The organism is Escherichia sp. WS33 (assembly GCF_046486385.1).
Lineage (GTDB): Bacteria > Pseudomonadota > Gammaproteobacteria > Enterobacterales > Enterobacteriaceae > ECMA0423.
In genome coordinates this window covers 28,364-44,306 of the sequence record NZ_JBJQLJ010000032.1, presented here as the reverse complement: position 1 = coordinate 44,306, position 15,943 = coordinate 28,364, and the positions used below count along the sequence as shown (strand labels likewise).

The 15,943-nt window shown below is 51.3% G+C and carries 17 protein-coding genes and 1 pseudogene; 10 read left to right on the top strand and 8 right to left on the bottom strand.

The window, feature by feature from the left end:
• The coding region (locus tag ACJHXA_RS20620; protein WP_106104926.1) for an ISAs1-like element ISEc1 family transposase at positions 1-1,019 on the top strand (1,019 nt) is incomplete at its 5' end.
• Positions 1,020-1,060: 41 nt separating this feature from the next.
• On the opposite strand, the gene yafV is transcribed toward ACJHXA_RS20620, so the two are convergent.
• Positions 1,061-1,831: a 2-oxoglutaramate amidase gene (gene yafV, locus ACJHXA_RS20615; protein ID WP_001118038.1), complete on the bottom strand. Its 771-nt coding sequence runs from the start codon at positions 1,829-1,831 to the stop codon at positions 1,061-1,063.
• Positions 1,832-2,011: 180 nt separating this feature from the next.
• Between yafV and ivy the strand changes: the two genes are divergently transcribed.
• On the top strand, positions 2,012-2,458 hold the full coding sequence (gene ivy, locus ACJHXA_RS20610; RefSeq protein WP_001308392.1) for an Ivy family C-type lysozyme inhibitor: 447 nt from the start codon (positions 2,012-2,014) through the stop codon (positions 2,456-2,458).
• Between the two features lie 42 nt (positions 2,459-2,500).
• On the opposite strand, the gene fadE is transcribed toward ivy, so the two are convergent.
• Complete coding sequence (gene fadE, locus ACJHXA_RS20605) at positions 2,501-4,945, bottom strand: acyl-CoA dehydrogenase FadE (RefSeq protein ID WP_000973081.1); 2,445 nt, start codon at positions 4,943-4,945, stop codon at positions 2,501-2,503.
• A 239-nt stretch (positions 4,946-5,184) separates the two neighbouring features.
• Here fadE and lpcA point away from each other — a divergent pair, with 239 nt between their 5' ends.
• Positions 5,185-5,763 carry a D-sedoheptulose 7-phosphate isomerase gene (gene lpcA / locus ACJHXA_RS20600; RefSeq protein WP_000284050.1) on the top strand — a complete coding sequence of 193 codons (579 nt, stop codon included), beginning with the start codon at positions 5,185-5,187 and terminating at the stop codon, positions 5,761-5,763.
• A 205-nt stretch (positions 5,764-5,968) separates the two neighbouring features.
• Positions 5,969-6,736, top strand: coding sequence for a class II glutamine amidotransferase (locus ACJHXA_RS20595; RefSeq protein ID WP_000333380.1), 768 nt, complete (start codon positions 5,969-5,971; stop codon positions 6,734-6,736).
• Here the strand turns inward: ACJHXA_RS20595 and dpaA are convergent.
• The 3 genes from dpaA to dinJ all read right to left on the bottom strand — a co-directional run bounded on the left by dpaA (position 6,707) and on the right by dinJ (position 8,144).
• Positions 6,707-7,447, bottom strand: a complete 741-nt coding sequence (gene dpaA, locus ACJHXA_RS20590) for a peptidoglycan meso-diaminopimelic acid protein amidase (RefSeq protein WP_001225679.1) — start codon at positions 7,445-7,447, stop codon at positions 6,707-6,709. The two genes, ACJHXA_RS20595 and dpaA, sit on opposite strands and share 30 nt — an antisense overlap.
• Before the next feature lie 155 nt (positions 7,448-7,602).
• Complete coding sequence (gene yafQ / locus ACJHXA_RS20585) at positions 7,603-7,881, bottom strand: type II toxin-antitoxin system mRNA interferase toxin YafQ (RefSeq protein WP_000615976.1); 279 nt, start codon at positions 7,879-7,881, stop codon at positions 7,603-7,605.
• Positions 7,882-7,883: 2 nt separating this feature from the next.
• On the bottom strand, positions 7,884-8,144 hold the full coding sequence (dinJ, locus tag ACJHXA_RS20580; protein ID WP_000729704.1) for a type II toxin-antitoxin system antitoxin DinJ: 261 nt from the start codon (positions 8,142-8,144) through the stop codon (positions 7,884-7,886).
• 185 nt (positions 8,145-8,329) lie between these two features.
• On the opposite strand from dinJ, the gene ACJHXA_RS20575 reads away from it, so the two are divergent.
• Positions 8,330-9,103, top strand: a complete 774-nt coding sequence (locus ACJHXA_RS20575) for a C40 family peptidase (RefSeq protein WP_000543895.1) — start codon at positions 8,330-8,332, stop codon at positions 9,101-9,103.
• 56 nt (positions 9,104-9,159) lie between these two features.
• On the opposite strand, the gene ACJHXA_RS20570 is transcribed toward ACJHXA_RS20575, so the two are convergent.
• The 3 genes and pseudogenes from ACJHXA_RS20570 to ACJHXA_RS20560 form a co-directional block, all read right to left on the bottom strand.
• A complete protein-coding gene (locus ACJHXA_RS20570) occupies positions 9,160-9,516 on the bottom strand; it encodes a type II toxin-antitoxin system HicB family antitoxin (RefSeq protein WP_001030483.1) in 357 nt (118 codons plus the stop codon).
• Positions 9,509-9,787: a type II toxin-antitoxin system HicA family toxin gene (locus tag ACJHXA_RS20565; RefSeq protein ID WP_000598760.1), complete on the bottom strand. Its 279-nt coding sequence runs from the start codon at positions 9,785-9,787 to the stop codon at positions 9,509-9,511. Before ACJHXA_RS20565 ends, ACJHXA_RS20570 begins: the two co-directional genes overlap by 8 nt.
• A gap of 104 nt (positions 9,788-9,891) precedes the next feature.
• Positions 9,892-11,610, bottom strand: a pseudogene (locus tag ACJHXA_RS20560) (flagellar biosynthesis protein FlhA); the annotation flags it as partial.
• Here ACJHXA_RS20560 and lafU point away from each other — a divergent pair.
• The 5 genes from lafU (at position 11,576) to prfH (ending at position 15,932) form a co-directional block, all read left to right on the top strand.
• On the top strand, positions 11,576-12,361 hold the full coding sequence (gene lafU / locus ACJHXA_RS20555; protein WP_000207575.1) for a putative lateral flagellar export/assembly protein LafU: 786 nt from the start codon (positions 11,576-11,578) through the stop codon (positions 12,359-12,361). The pseudogene ACJHXA_RS20560 and the gene lafU sit on opposite strands and share 35 nt — an antisense overlap.
• 70 nt (positions 12,362-12,431) lie before the next feature.
• Positions 12,432-13,487: a DNA polymerase IV gene (gene dinB, locus ACJHXA_RS20550; protein ID WP_001226183.1), complete on the top strand. Its 1,056-nt coding sequence runs from the start codon at positions 12,432-12,434 to the stop codon at positions 13,485-13,487.
• On the top strand, positions 13,484-13,936 hold the full coding sequence (locus ACJHXA_RS20545) for a GNAT family N-acetyltransferase (RefSeq protein ID WP_001059855.1): 453 nt from the start codon (positions 13,484-13,486) through the stop codon (positions 13,934-13,936). Before dinB ends, ACJHXA_RS20545 begins: the two co-directional genes overlap by 4 nt.
• A 245-nt stretch (positions 13,937-14,181) precedes the next feature.
• Positions 14,182-15,321: an RNA ligase RtcB family protein gene (locus tag ACJHXA_RS20540; RefSeq protein ID WP_000528869.1), complete on the top strand. Its 1,140-nt coding sequence runs from the start codon at positions 14,182-14,184 to the stop codon at positions 15,319-15,321.
• Complete coding sequence (prfH, locus tag ACJHXA_RS20535) at positions 15,318-15,932, top strand: peptide chain release factor H (protein WP_000602112.1); 615 nt, start codon at positions 15,318-15,320, stop codon at positions 15,930-15,932. Before ACJHXA_RS20540 ends, prfH begins: the two co-directional genes overlap by 4 nt.
• The last annotated feature ends 11 nt before the right edge of the window (positions 15,933-15,943 follow it).

Genomic DNA, 15,943 nt, shown 5'->3' with positions numbered 1-15,943 from the left:
GTGCAGAAAGTTGGGAAGATATAGAGGATTTCGGGGAAACACATCTCGATTTCTTGAAGCAATATGGTGATTTTGAAAATGGTATTCCTGTTCACGATACTATTGCCAGAGTTGTATCCTGTATCAGTCCTGCAAAATTTCATGAGTGCTTTATTAACTGGATGCGTGACTGCCATTCTTCAGATGATAAAGACGTCATCGCAATTGATGGAAAAACGCTCCGGCACTCTTATGACAAGAGTCGCCGCAGGGGAGCGATTCATGTCATTAGTGCGTTCTCAACAATGCACAGTCTGGTCATCGGACAGATCAGGACGGATGAGAAATCTAATGAGATTACAGCTATCCCAGAACTTCTTAACATGCTGGATATTAAAGGAAAAATTATCACAACTGATGCGATGGGATGCCAGAAAGATATTGCAGAGAAGATACAAAAACAGGGCGGTGATTATTTATTCGCGGTAAAAGGAAACCAGGGGCGGCTTAATAAAGCCTTTGAGGAAAAATTTCCGCTGAAAGAATTAAATAATCCAGAGCATGACAGTTACGCAATCAGTGAAAAGAGTCACGGCAGAGAAGAAATCCGTCTTCATATTGTTTGCGATGTCCCTGATGAACTTATTGATTTCACGTTTGAATGGAAAGGGCTGAAGAAATTATGCGTGGCAGTCTCCTTTCGGTCCATAATAGCAGAACAAAAGAAAGAGCCAGAAATGACGGTCAGATATTATATCAGTTCTGCTGATTTAACCGCAGAGAAGTTCGCCACAGCAATCCGAAACCACTGGCACGTGGAGAATAAGCTGCACTGGCGTCTGGACGTGGTAATGAATGAAGACGACTGCAAAATAAGAAGAGGAAATGCAGCAGAATTATTTTCAGGGATACGGCACATCGCTATTAATATTTTGACGAATGATAAGGTATTCAAGGCAGGGTTAAGACGTAAGATGCGAAATGCAGCTATGGACAGAAACTATCTGGCGTCAGTCCTTGCGGAGAGCGGGCTTTCGTAGTCTTACCCCGACTCTCCCCCAGCCTTAAACACAACCCCCACTCACCGCAACCTAAACTCATCCGCATCCCGCCATGCCGGAAACTTATCGCGATATTCCCTTAACACCGCCATCGACAGCTCGGCATCAATGCGCGTTGCCTGATGCGCGTCGGCAGTAGCGATAATCTCGCCTTGTGGATTAATCACCCGGCTGTCACCGCGATAATGGCAGCCGTTGCCATCGCTGCCGACGCGATTGCATCCCGCCACATACGCCTGATTCTCAATCGCGCGGGCCGTCAGCAATGCCTGCCAGTGCAGAGAGCGCGGAGCAGGCCAGTTGGCGACGTACAGGGCGAGGTCATAATCGTTGAGATTGCGCGACCACACAGGAAAACGTAAGTCGTAGCACACCAGCGGCAAAATACGCCAGCCGCGCCATTCCACAATCACTCGCGCATTGCCCGCTTTATAATGTAGATGCTCATCTGCCATGCGGAACAGATGACGCTTATCATAAAAATGTACCGTGCCGCCCGGCTCAACCAGCAAAAAGCGGTTAACCGAACCAGACTCCGTTTGTAATGCAACACTGCCTGCAATCAGCGCATTGCACTGCTGCGCCTTAGCTGTCATCCAGTTCACTACGTCATCTTGTGCTAGCGACGAAGCTGCCGCTTCCATGGCAAAGCCGCTGGTAAACATCTCCGGTAGAACGATCACATCGCGCCCGGTAATACCTTCCAGTTGACGATCAAAATGACGCAGGTTGGCAGGGCCATCCATCCACACCAGTGGTTGCTGCAAAAGCGTAATCTTCAAACCAGGCACGGTGTACAACTCCTTTATGCGAAGGGTTTTATAACTTTAACACCTTATCAGGCAGTTGCCTTAGCGCAGAATAAATTGATAACAAATGCTGATATTGGAAATATCTGATTTGCAAATTATCGTGTTATCGCCAGGCTTTAGAAGGTTAATAACATGGGCAGGATAAGCTCGGGAGGAATGATGTTTAAGGCAATAACGACAGTCGCCGCTCTGGTCATCGCCACCAGTGCAATGGCGCAGGATGATTTAACCATTAGCAGCCTTGCAAAGGGCGAAACCACCAAAGCTGCATTTAATCAGATGGTACAAGGGCATAAGCTGCCTGCCTGGGTGATGAAAGGCGGTACTTATACTCCCGCACAAACCGTAACGTTGGGAGATGAGACGTATCAGGTGATGAGCGCGTGCAAACCGCATGACTGTGGCTCGCAACGTATCGCTGTGATGTGGTCCGAGAAATCTAATCAGATGACGGGGCTGTTCTCGACTATTGATGAGAAAACGTCGCAAGAGAAACTCACCTGGCTGAATGTGAACGATGCGCTTTCGATTGATGGTAAAACGGTGCTGTTCGCGGCGTTGACCGGCAGCCTGGAAAACCATCCGGATGGCTTTAATTTTAAATAATTAGCGGATAAAGAAACGGAGCCTTTCGGCTCCGTTATTCAATTACGCGGCTTCAACTTTCCGCACTTTCTCCGGCAACTTTACCGGCTTCGTCGCCAGCTCTTCCGGATCAAAGTCATCAACGTTAATACTGCGCAGACGGCTTTCTTCAGCTTTCACCAGAATAGCGGCTTCATCTTTATCAATCAGCCCCTTCGCCAGCGCGTTGTGCGCCAGTTCATCCAGACGGGTAAACGGCAGGTTTTTACCCAGCTCTTTACAGATCCGCTGATGAATTGGGTCGGCGGCAATCACATCCACCAGCGCCTCTTCCAGCAAGCCAACCGGATTATGCTCGCTCGGCGTCAGGTACTGACCGCGACCAATGCGGGAACGGGTGGCGTTCGGCACTTGTAAAATCTTCGCCACTTTATGATCCAGCTTGTCAGAAGGTGCCAGATAATGACGTCCGGTCGGGAAGATCACCACATTCAGCAGCCCGGCAACCACGCGGTTCGGGAAGTTTTGCAGTAAATCATCCATCGCCTGTTCAGCCTGATACAGCGCATCTTGTACGCCCCAGTGCACCAGCGGCAGGTCGGCTTCATTACGGCCTTCGTCGTCATAACGCTTCAGAACGGCAGAGGCGAGGTAAAGCTGGCTTAAAATATCCCCCAGACGTGCCGAGATGCGCTCACGACGTTTCAGGCTGCCGCCCAGCACAGCCATCGAGACATCAGAAAGCAGGGCGAGGTTGGCGCTCAGGCGGTTCAGGTGCTGATAGTAGCGTTTAGTGGCATCGCCGGTTGGCGTGCTGCTGGTTAAACCGCGCGTCAGGCCCAGCCAGAAGCTGCGAACTTTGTTGCTACCGACGTGACCGATATGTTTGAACAACAGTTTATCGAACGCGTTGACGTCATTGTTCTTCGCTGCTTCCATCTCTTCCAGCACGTACGGATGGCAACGAATCGCTCCTTGTCCGAAGATCATCATGCTGCGGGTCAGAATGTTGGCCCCTTCAACGGTGATGGCAATCGGTGCGCCCTGGTAAGCACGCGCCAGGAAGTTGCTCTGCCCGAGCATAATGCCTTTGCCACCAGTGATATCCATCGCATCAATAATCGACTGCTGCCCGCGGTGGGTACAGTGATACTTAACGATAGCCGACAGCACGGCAGGTTTTTCGCCGAGCATAATGCCGTAGGTAATCAGCGATGCCGCAGCATCCATCACGTAGGCATTACCGGCAATACGCGCCAGCGGCTCTTCAATCCCTTCCATCTTACCGATAGAGATTTTGAACTGACGGCGAATGTGAGCATACGCGCCCGTTGCCAGCGCTACCGATTTCACGCCGCCGGTTGAGTTGGAAGGCAGGGTGATGCCGCGGCCTACCGAGAGGCACTCCACCAGCATCCGCCAGCCTTGCCCGGCCATTTTCGGCCCCCCGATGATGTAATCGATCGGTACGAAGACATCTTTACCGCGCGTCGGTCCGTTCTGGAACGGTACGTTCAGCGGGAAGTGGCGACGACCAATTTCCACGCCCGGCGTGGTGGTCGGGATCAGCGCACAGGTAATACCTAAATCTTCTGCGCCACCCAGCAGCTTTTCCGGGTCGGAGAGTTTAAACGCCAGCCCAAGCACAGTCGCAATCGGTGCCAGCGTAATATAGCGTTTGTTCCAGGTCAGACGCATCCCCAGCACCTGCTGGCCCTGCCATTCGCCCATGCAGACAATCCCGGTGTCCGGAATCGCGCCCGCATCGGAACCCGCTTCCGGGCTTGTCAGTGCAAAGCAAGGGATCTCCTGACCACGCGCCAGACGCGGCAGATAGTGATCTTTCTGCTCGTCAGTGCCGTAATGTTGCAGCAGCTCGCCCGGGCCTAATGAGTTCGGCACGCCGACGGTAATCGCCAGGATCCCGCTCACGCCGGAGAGTTTTTGCAGCACGCGAGACTGGGCATAAGCTGAGAACTCCAGTCCGCCGTACTCTTTTTTGATAATCATCGCGAAGAAGCGATGCTCTTTAAGGTACGCCCACAACTCCGGCGGCAGATCCGCCAGCTCATGAGTAATCTGGAAATCATTCGCCATCCGGCAGGCTTCTTCTACCGGGCCGTCGAGAAACGCTTGCTCTTCGGCGGTCAGGCGCGGCTGCGGATAGTTATGCAGCTTTTTCCAGTCCGGCTTGCCCTGGAACAAGTCGCCCTCCCACCAGGTGGTGCCCGCATCAATCGCTTCTTTCTCAGTGCGCGACATCGGCGGCATCACCTTACGGAAACCGCGAAATACCGGCGCGGAAATCATCGACTTACGCATAGGCGCAAAGTTAAATGGCACGAGGATAATGGCCAGAGGCACCAGTACCCACGCCGACCACAGACCAGCAACGCCGAGGGCGGCTGTCCAGGCGAGCAAAATCAGACTGCTGATAAATAAGCTCACGCGGTGATAGAACAACGCGCCGAGCAGGACAACCGTAGCGAGAATACTCAAAATCATCATAACGAAAAGCCCCTTACTTGTAGGAGGTCTGACCACTTGTGATGATATGGTTGTAGTGGATGTAAAAACATTTAGCAATGTGTTTACAATATAATTACAACAAAGCTCACATTGTTGCTGTTTTTATCCGCACTTCAGGTCAAAAAGTCCTGGTCATAGCACCTGCCCGTACTTCTCGCTTTTGGCGGTATCCGGTACACTGCATTTTGTCTATTACATTTATGCTGAAGGATATCCTCATGTACCAGGATCTTATTCGTAACGAACTGAACGAAGCGGCGGAAACGCTGGCTAACTTTTTAAAAGATGACGCCAATATTCACGCCATTCAGCGCGCGGCGGTCCTGTTAGCAGACAGCTTTAAAGCCGGTGGCAAAGTGCTTTCCTGCGGCAACGGAGGTTCCCATTGCGACGCTATGCACTTTGCCGAAGAGTTGACCGGTCGCTACCGTGAAAACCGTCCGGGCTACCCGGCGATTGCTATTTCTGACGTTAGTCATATTTCCTGCGTCGGTAATGATTTCGGTTTCAATGATATTTTCTCCCGCTACGTTGAAGCGGTAGGTCGCGAAGGCGATGTACTGCTGGGGATCTCCACCTCCGGTAACTCTGCAAACGTGATCAAAGCGATCGCAGCGGCGCGTGAGAAGGGGATGAAAGTGATCACCCTGACCGGTAAAGACGGCGGCAAAATGGCTGGCACGGCGGATATCGAAATTCGCGTACCGCACTTTGGTTATGCCGACCGCATTCAGGAGATTCACATTAAAGTGATCCATATCCTGATCCAGTTAATTGAAAAAGAGATGGTTAAGTAAGTCTGGCGTAGGCTGGATAAGGCGTTTACGCCGCATCCGGCACTTGTGCGCTGATGCCTGATGCGATGCTGACGCGTCTTATCATGCCTACAAATCTGTACCCGAACCGTAGGCCGAATAATTCGTTTACGCCGCATCCGACCTGAAAATTCTTAAATCAATCTTCGCCGGGGGCCATTCGCTCCCGCTGTTGTGGAGGTTACCCATGTGCGAATTGCTCGGGATGAGCGCCAACGTCCCTACCGATATCTGCTTTAGTTTCACCGGACTTGTACAGCGTGGTGGTGGAACCGGGCCACATAAAGATGGCTGGGGCATTACCTTTTACGAAGGTAAAGGCTGTCGCACATTTAAAGATCCACAACCCAGCTTTAATTCCCCCATCGCCAAACTTGTCCAGGACTACCCGATAAAATCCTGTTCGGTGGTGGCTCATATTCGCCAGGCTAATCGGGGCGAGGTGGCGCTGGAAAATACTCACCCATTTACCCGCGAGTTATGGGGGCGTAACTGGACTTATGCCCATAACGGACAACTGACGGGCTACAAATCACTGGAAACCGGCAACTTCCGCCCGGTCGGTGAAACCGATAGCGAAAAAGCCTTCTGCTGGCTCCTGCATAAATTAACGCAGCGTTACCCGCGCACACCGGGCAACATGGCGGCAGTGTTTAAATATATCGCCTCACTGGCGGATGAACTGCGGCAGAAGGGCGTTTTCAACATGCTGCTTTCTGACGGGCGCTATGTGATGGCGTATTGCTCGACTAATTTACACTGGATCACCCGCCGCGCGCCGTTTGGCGTGGCAACGCTGCTGGATCAGGATGTGGAAATCGACTTCAGCTCGCAGACCACACCGAATGATGTGGTCACGGTGATTGCAACACAGCCGCTGACGGGCAATGAAACCTGGCAAAAGATTATGCCAGGCGAATGGCGCTTATTTTGCCTCGGGGAGCGTGTAGTTTGATGCCAGTTGTGGCTGCACAACTTCGTGGCTTAACGGCTTGCTGACCACGTAACGACCATTGACCACAGAAACGGTCGGTGGCTTACGGGTTTGCTCAAAGTAGTCGTAACCCGGCTTCAGTTGCTCCCAGAAGTCCTTAAAGTTGGAATATTTATGGCGCTTCATATTGGCGTCGGTCATGCGGAACGGGTAAATACTCACCTGCACGCTCGGCTGACCAAACACCAGCGCACCAGTAACGAACTGGAAGATCTCATCAATACCCTGATTGGTCATTGCGTAGCAGCCGATGGAAACACAATCGCCGTGGATCATCAGGTATTTCCCTTCATAACCATGCGCACGGTCATAGGCATTGGGGAAACCAATATTAATCGCTTTGTAGTAACGGCTGTCTGGTTTTAACTGATTACGCTGGACGCTATAAAACCCTTCCGGGCTTTTGAAATCGCCCTGACGCTGTTTTGGCCCTAAGCCGCCGGAATATTTACAGATTTTATAACTGTCGAGCAGCTGATATTGCTCGCCCATTTTGACGTAGAGATCGAGCGTACGTTCTTCCTTGAAGATCTGGATGTAGACAGGGGATCCCATCAACTGCTGCTTATACTCTTTGCTCACTGGCGTGGTCGAGCTACTGCTGCCCAGCAAACCGGCAAACGAAACGCACGGGATCAACAACATCGCAAGAATTAATGCGATTTTACGCATACTGCTTATTCCTTGATAAAACGGTTACACACGCCAGGACGGCAAAATAGATCCCAAATCGGAATAGTCTGGATTTGGAAGGCTCACATTATCACCAAAAGAGTTTTACGCAAGCCTGTCGGCGCAGGGTTTACAAATTTCATCGGCAGCGTGCTTTACCCAAAGAGCGCCGCGTGAGTTCCAGTTCTCTCAAATCGTAAAAGTTTATCGGTAAGTTTGTAAATCAGGATCCAGTCCGGTTCGACATGAGCATCGCGATAACCTTTCCATGAACCTTGCAGCGGGTGGTCTTTATAAACAGCTGGAAGCGGTAAAGCATTATTGATAAGAAGCGTCATAAGATATTTCAATTTATTCATATCCTTATGACGCTTTTGTGCAAGTTTTACATCCTTTGAAAATTGTCCCGAGTATTCAATATCCCTTTGAATCATATTTAAATTCCTAATTTATCAAATAAATCATCGGCGTCTTTGGCCTTATGAACATCAACGCCAGCTTCGCTGTTTTTGATTGATTGAATGGTTAATTGATTAGGCTCGCGTAAATCAAACGGCAATGCCTTTTCACGCGCGACCTTTGTGAGGGTTATGCGAACCAGGTCAGAGATGGTCAGCCCCATCCCGGCCAGTACGTCCGCCGCCTGATTCTTCAGATCTTCATCGATTCGGGCGCGAACAAATGCGTTAGCAGCCATTGGGGTATCTCCTGTGCTGTATATTTATTCAGCTTGAATTGTAGCTCAAATGAGCAACAGCGACAATCCATGAGTAATTTAATAAACGGATGTTTTTACATAATTAACTGAAATATATTTATTAATTTTATAATAATGGTTTATTAAGTTTGTTCAGGTACGGGCCGGGATACACTGCAACATCAATGCATGATCAGCCATTATTGAGTATGTCCTTGCCGTCGATTCCCTCTTTTGTGTTGTCGGGATTACTGTTGCTTTGCTTGCCGTTTTCTTCATTTGCCAGCGCCACCACATCACATATCACTTTCAGCTACGCCGCCCGCCAGCGGATGCAAAATCGTGCGCGTTTATTAAAACAGTACCAAACCCATCTGAAAAAACAGGCCAGCTATATTGTGGAAGGCAATGCCGAAAGCAGAAGGGCGCTACGCCAGCACAACCGCGAACAGATAAAACAGCATCCAGAATGGTTTCCTGCGCCGCTCAAGGCGAGTGACAGACGCTGGCAGGCGCTGGCGGAAAACAACCATTTCTTAAGCAGCGACCATCTGCATAACATCACCGAAGTAGCGATTCACCGTCTGGAGCAACAGCTTGGCAAGCCTTACGTATGGGGCGGCACGCGGCCCGATCAAGGCTTCGACTGTAGCGGGTTGGTTTTCTATGCCTACAACAAGATCCTTGAGGCGAAGCTCCCACGCACGGCCAACGAGATGTATCACTACCATCGGGCAACGATTGTGGCGAATAACGACCTGCGCCGGGGAGATTTGCTGTTTTTCCATATCCACAGCCGCGAGATTGCCGATCATATGGGGGTGTATCTGGGCGATGGCCAGTTTATCGAGTCGCCGCGCACCGGGGAAACCATTCGGGTAAGCCGGTTAGCCGAACCTTTCTGGCAGGACCATTTTTTGGGCGCGCGCAGGATTTTGACGGAAGAGACGATTTTGTAAATGGGTAATATTGACGAACTGGCAAAAGGCCGGATGCCACGCGGCATCCGACTTGTTTACATATGGGCTGAAAACTCACGTTCTAAGACATCAACAATGAGCTGGTTTTTTGAAATGGAATGTTGTCTGGCGACGATGGTCAGCCGCGAATCAATGTGATGAGGAACACGAAGCGTCAGGCGTTTTTGCTCTTCTTCTTCACGAAAAGGGGCAATACCGTCCTCTTCACAATCCGCCATCCACTCATCCAGCGCGCTTTCGCCCTCACGATATAATGCCTCAATGCTTGTGGCTACAAAGTCACAATAACCGTTTACATTGAGGAACTTGCCGCGAAATGCGTTGATATCGGCTTCAAATGTCACTGCGGCTGGTTGACCTTTAATTGTGATAATGTTCGATGCTTTATTCATAATCTACCCCTACACAGTTAACAAACCACTCCTTAAGACCTGCTACTGCACCTTTATCCATCACATTCTTTGGATGTGGCTCATGTGTACTGAATTTGGTCGTTCCAATCTGAAATTTCCTTCTGGACCCATTGTTATTTTTTATTGTTCCACCCACCGCTTTAATGAGCGCAACAACATCATCCCATTTAATTCCAGATTTTGGCGGCTCCGTCATTACATCGTCGAATGTTTTTCTATGGCGGGAGCCTAGCGCGCTGACCTTAATCATACTATCAATCCATGACGTCATTGTATGGTGTCATCGTAGTATGTTTGCAATGTGACGTCAATCAATGGTGTCAGATGCATGCAAAGCATGGAAAAGAATCCTCATCAACTCAACGCTCCCATAATCTTCAACTCCAGCTCATCCGGCACTTCATTATACGACAGCACATGCAGCCCCGGCGCAAACAACCTCGCATAGCGTGCCAGCAAAGGGCGCAACTGCGGCGGCACCAGCAGCACCGGGTCTTTCCCCGCCGCTTTCATCTGCTCCTTCACCTGCGGCATCGTACTCTGGAACTGGTTGAGCATATTCGGATCGACCGGCACGCTGTCGAGCATCACTTTCCCGCCCTGTTGCGCCTGATTCACCACGTTGGTCAGCAGATTTTCCAGCTCATTATTCAGGGTATACACCGTCAGCTCCTGCTTGCGAACGAACGGATGGGTAATGCTGCGCCGCAGCGCCAGGCGCACATCAGCTGCCAGCAGAATATGATCTTTGGTCACCGCGCTACTGGCGACCAGCACGGTGGCAATGGTGACGATATCGCGCAGGGAAACGCCTTCGGTCAGCAGCGCGCGGTACACTTTCAGCAACTGGCTGTAATTCAGCGCCGCGCTTAAATCTTCCGCCAGGCGCGGTGCCATCGACGACAAACGGTTATGCAACTGCGTAATATCGTCATAGTTAAATAAATCAGGAATATAGCTACGCACAATCTTATTCACATGCGTGGCAATCACGCTGGCGCTGTCGATCACCTGATACCCCATATTCAGCGCCTTCGCTTTCTGCGCGGGCTGGATCCAGGTCACCGGCATCCCGTACGCCGGGTCGTTCCCCAGCACGCCGTCAATTTCGCCGTAGGTTTCGCTGGAGGGTAGGGCCATCAGTTTATCCGCCGGAATATCCGCTTCATCAGCCTTAATGCCGTTGATGAAAATAGCGTACTGGCTGGGCTTGAGGCGGAAGTTTTCCCGAATACGGATCTCCGGCAGCAGCACGCCGTTACCGTCGGATATCACCTGCCGCACGCCGCGAATCCGCTGGGTGAGCGGGTTGCCCTGCGCTTTATCCACCAGCGCCACCAGCTTGTAGCCGAGGCTTAAGCTGATGGGCTCGATCAGCGGAATGGTTTCCCAACTGACCTGTTGCTCGCTGGTTTCGGTGATGGTGCGGGTCAGCGTTTCGAGACTTTTCTCTTCCGCTTCCGCCGCCTGCGGGCGTTTGCTCATCCGCCAGCCGGTAAAGCCAAGCAGGGCGCTGAACAGCAAAAACGGCAGATGTGGCATTCCCGGCACTACCGCCAGTACGAACATAATTCCGGTAGCGGTGTAGAGCACCGACGGGCTTGCCAGCAACTGGTTACGCACGTCATGGGCGATATCGCCGTTGTCGCTGACGCGGGTGACGATAATCGCCGCCGCGGTGGAGAGTAGCAGGGAAGGGATTTGCGCCACCAGCCCGTCGCCGATGGTCATCAGCACATACTGCTGGAAGGCGGCGTCGGCGCTCAGGTTGTATTTGAAGATCCCGATACAGACGCCGCCGATCAGGTTGATCGCCAGAATCATCATCCCGGCGATAGCATCCCCGCGCACAAATTTCGATGCCCCGTCCATCGCGCCGTAGAAATCGGCCTCGCTGGCAACATCTTTACGTCGGGTTTGTGCCTGCGCCTGATTGATCAACCCGGCATTAAGATCGGCGTCAATCGCCATCTGCTTACCGGGCATCGCATCCAGGGTAAAGCGGGCTGAAACCTCGGAAATACGCTCGGCCCCTTTGGTGACGACAATAAAGTTGATTGTCAACAGCGTCAGTAAATCCGAGCGTGAAAGCATTATCGCCGCGCTGCACGGGCAGTCGATTTTTAACGGTGGTGGGCTGTCGCCGTTAAATAAAATCAGCCCGTCTCATCCGCCAAAACCTGCCACCGTGGCGGTGCCGGAAGAGACGGAGAAAAAAGCGCGTGACGTCAATGAGAAAACGGTGCTGCTGAAGAAGAAATCCGCCACCGAGCTTGGCGAGCTGGCAACCAGTATCAACACCATTGCCCGTGATGCGCATATGGAAGCGAATCTGGAGATGGAGATTGTCCCGCAGGGATTACGCGTGCTGATTAAAGACGACCAGAATCGCAATATGTTCGAACGCGGCAGCGCGCAGATTATGCCGTTCTTTAAAAGGCTGCTGGTGGAGCTCGCGCCAGTTTTCGACTCGCTCGATAACAAAATTATTATTACCGGGCATACCGATGCGATGGCCTACAAAAACAATATCTACAACAACTGGAACCTTTCGGGCGATCGCGCGCTTTCAGCTCGTCGGGTGCTGGAAGAGGCCGGAATGCCGGAAGATAAAGTGATGCAGGTAAGCGCAATGGCGGACCAGATGCTGCTGGATTCCAAAAATCCGCAAAGCGCGGGCAACCGGCGCATTGAGATTATGGTGCTGACCAAAAGTGCGTCCGATACGCTGTATCAATACTTTGGTCAGCATGGGGATAAAGTGGTGCAGCCGCTGGTGCAAAAGCTGGATAAGCAGCAGGTGCTTTCGCAGCGAACGCGTTAAATGCTGAATCTTTACGCATTTCTCAAACCCTGAAATCACTGTATACTTTACCAGTGTTGAGAGGTGAGTAATGCGTAAAATCATTCATGTGGATATGGACTGCTTTTTCGCAGCGGTGGAGATGCGCGACAATCCCGCCCTGCGCGATATCCCTATTGCTATTGGCGGCAGCCGCGAACGTCGGGGGGTGATCAGCACCGCCAATTATCCCGCGCGTAAATTTGGCGTACGTAGCGCTATGCCGACAGGGATGGCGCTCAAATTATGCCCGCATCTCACCTTGCTTCCGGGGCGCTTTGACGCCTACAAAGAAGCCTCAAATCATATCCGTGAAATCTTCTCGCGCTACACCTCGCGTATTGAACCGTTGTCACTGGATGAGGCTTATCTCGACGTCACCGATAGCGTCCATTGCCACGGTTCTGCGACCCTCATCGCCCAGGAAATCCGCCAGACGATTTTCAGCGAGCTGCAACTGACGGCGTCTGCGGGCGTGGCACCAGTAAAGTTTCTCGCCAAAATCGCCTCCGACATGAATAAACCCAACGGTCAGTTTGTGATTACGCCGGCAGAAGTTCCGGCATTTTTACAAACCTTACCGCTGGCAAAAATCCCCGGCGTCGGCAAAGTCTCGGCGGCAAAACTGGAAGCGATGGGGCTGCGGACCTGCGGTGATGTACAAAAGTGTGATCTGGTGATGCTGCTTAAACGCTTTGGCAAATTTGGCCGCATTTTGTGGGAGCGTAGTCAGGGGATTGACGAGCGCGACGTTAACAGCGAACGGTTGCGAAAATCCGTCGGCGTGGAACGCACGATGGCGGAAGATATCCACCACTGGTCTGAATGTGAAGCGATTATCGAGCGGCTGTATCCGGAACTTGAACGCCGTCTGGCAAAGGTAAAACCTGATTTACTGATTGCCCGCCAGGGGGTGAAATTAAAGTTCGACGATTTTCAGCAAACCACTCAGGAGCACGTCTGGCCGCGGCTGAATAAAGCTGACTTAATCGCCACCGCGCGTAAAACCTGGGATGAACGCCGCGGCGGGCGCGGTGTGCGACTGGTGGGGCTGCATGTGACGTTGCTTGACCCGCAAATGGAAAGACAACTGGTGCTGGGATTATGAATAACATACAAATAAGAGACTATCAGCCTGGCGATTTTCAGCAACTATGCGCTATTTTCATTAGAGCGGTTACGATGACTGCCAGTCAGCATTATTCACCACAACAAATTGCCGCCTGGGCGCAGATTGACGAATCTCGCTGGAAGGAGAAACTCGCGAAATCACAAGTGCGGGTTGCAGTCATTAATGCAAAACTGGTCGGCTTTATTACCTGCGTTGAACACTATATCGATATGTTATTTGTTGACCCTGAATACACCCGCCGTGGGGTTGCCAGCGCTTTGTTAAAACCTTTGATTAAGTCTGAATCCGAACTTACGGTGGACGCAAGCATAACCGCAAAACCCTTTTTTGAACGTTATGGTTTTCAGACAGTTAAGCAGCAACGCGTTGAATGTCGGGGAGAGTGGTTTATTAATTTTTATATGCGTTATAAACAGCAACATTAAATCCAGCTTGCAATGAAAATAACGCAAGCCTAGTATGTGCGCGTTTTCTTATTCCACAAACTGCAAGGAGGTAAATCATGACAAATCCTTTATCAATGACTCTTTGCAGACCTTTCCAGGATTAATTCTTTTTTTCTTGCCCTGGATTCGTCTGCCATTTCCTGATTTTTTAATTGTTACTCTCAATAATTCAAGTCGCAACACATGCAACTTGAAGTATGACGAGTCTATTTACGGAATGGTATATGGGCAATTATATTCGTCCCTTATCCGATGCGGTATTTACCATCGCATCTGATGACCTGTGGATCGAGAGTTTAGCGATCCAACAATTACACACCACGGCAAATTTACCCAACATGCAGCGCGTAGTGGGGATGCCAGATTTACATCCCGGACGCGGCTATCCGATTGGCGCAGCGTTCTTCTCTGTTGGTCGTTTTTATCCGGCACTGGTCGGCAATGATATCGGCTGCGGTATGGCGCTATGGCAAACAGATATTCTCACTCGCAAATACAACGCCGATAAGTTTGAAAAGCGATTATCAGATCTGGATGACGTTGCTGAAGAAAGCTGGCTGGAGGAAAACCTGCCGTCAGCATTTGCACAGCATCCGTGGCGCAGCTCGCTTGGCTCTATCGGTGGCGGCAATCATTTCGCTGAACTGCAACAAGTTGATCAAATCATCAACGCTGAACTGTTTGCACTGGCAGGTCTGGATGCACAACATCTGCAACTGTTGGTTCATAGCGGCTCGCGGGGGGTGGGGCAGTCTATTTTACAGCGGCATATTGCCTCGTTCTCGCATCATGGTTTGCCTCAAGGCAGTGACGACGCGCTACGGTATATTGCGGAACATGACGATGCGCTGGCGTTTGCGTGTATTAATCGCCAGATGATCGCTTTGCGCATAATGCAACAAGTTAAGGCCACGGGAAGTCCGGTTCTGGATGTGGCGCATAACTTTGTTAGCGCGTGTCAAATCGGCGATCAACAGGGCTGGTTGCATCGTAAAGGTGCCACGCCGGATGACAACGGTCTGGTGATTATTCCCGGTTCACGTGGTGATTACTCCTGGATTGTACAGCCTGTTGCGAACGAAAAAACGCTCCACTCGCTGGCGCATGGGGCAGGGCGTAAATGGGGGCGCACCGAGTGTAAAGGGCGTCTGGCAGCGAAATACACGGCGACGCAACTCTCGCGTACTGAACTTGGCAGTCGGGTAATTTGTCGCGATAAACAACTCATCTTTGAAGAAGCGCCACAAGCCTATAAATCGGCTGAAAGCGTGGTGCAATGTCTGGTGCAGGCCGGTTTAATTATTCCTGTCGCGCGGCTGCGTCCGGTGCTAACGCTCAAAAACAGTGGAGGGAAAAAAGGATGATCTTGCTACAACTCTCCTCAGCGCAGGGGCCGGAAGAATGTTGTCTCGCAGTGAAAAAGGCGCTGGACAGGCTAATTAAAGAAGCTGCCCGACAAGACGTCGCGGTAACGGTGTTGGAAACAGAAACGGGCCGCTACTCTGACACGCTGCGTTCAGCTCTGGTTTCTCTGGATGGCGATAACGCATGGGCATTAAGCGAAAGCTGGTGCGGCACTATTCAGTGGATTTGTCCGAGTCCGTATCGGCCTCATCATGGGCGCAAAAACTGGTTTCTGGGCATTGGGCGTTTTACCGCTGATGAGCAGGAACAATCGGATGCAATCCGTTATGAGACGTTGCGTTCGTCGGGGCCGGGCGGTCAACATGTCAATAAAACCGACTCGGCGGTACGCGCCACGCATTTGGCATCCGGTATTAGCGTGAAGGTTCAGTCAGAGCGTAGTCAGCATGCTAACAAGCGGCTGGCACGATTGCTGATTGCCTGGAAGCTGGAGCAGCAGCAACAGGAAAATAGCGCGGTGCTGAAATCGCAGCGGCGAATGTTCCATCACCAGATTGAACGTGGCAACCCGAGACGGACATTTACAGGGATGGCTTTTATCGAAGGATAATGAAGGATGAA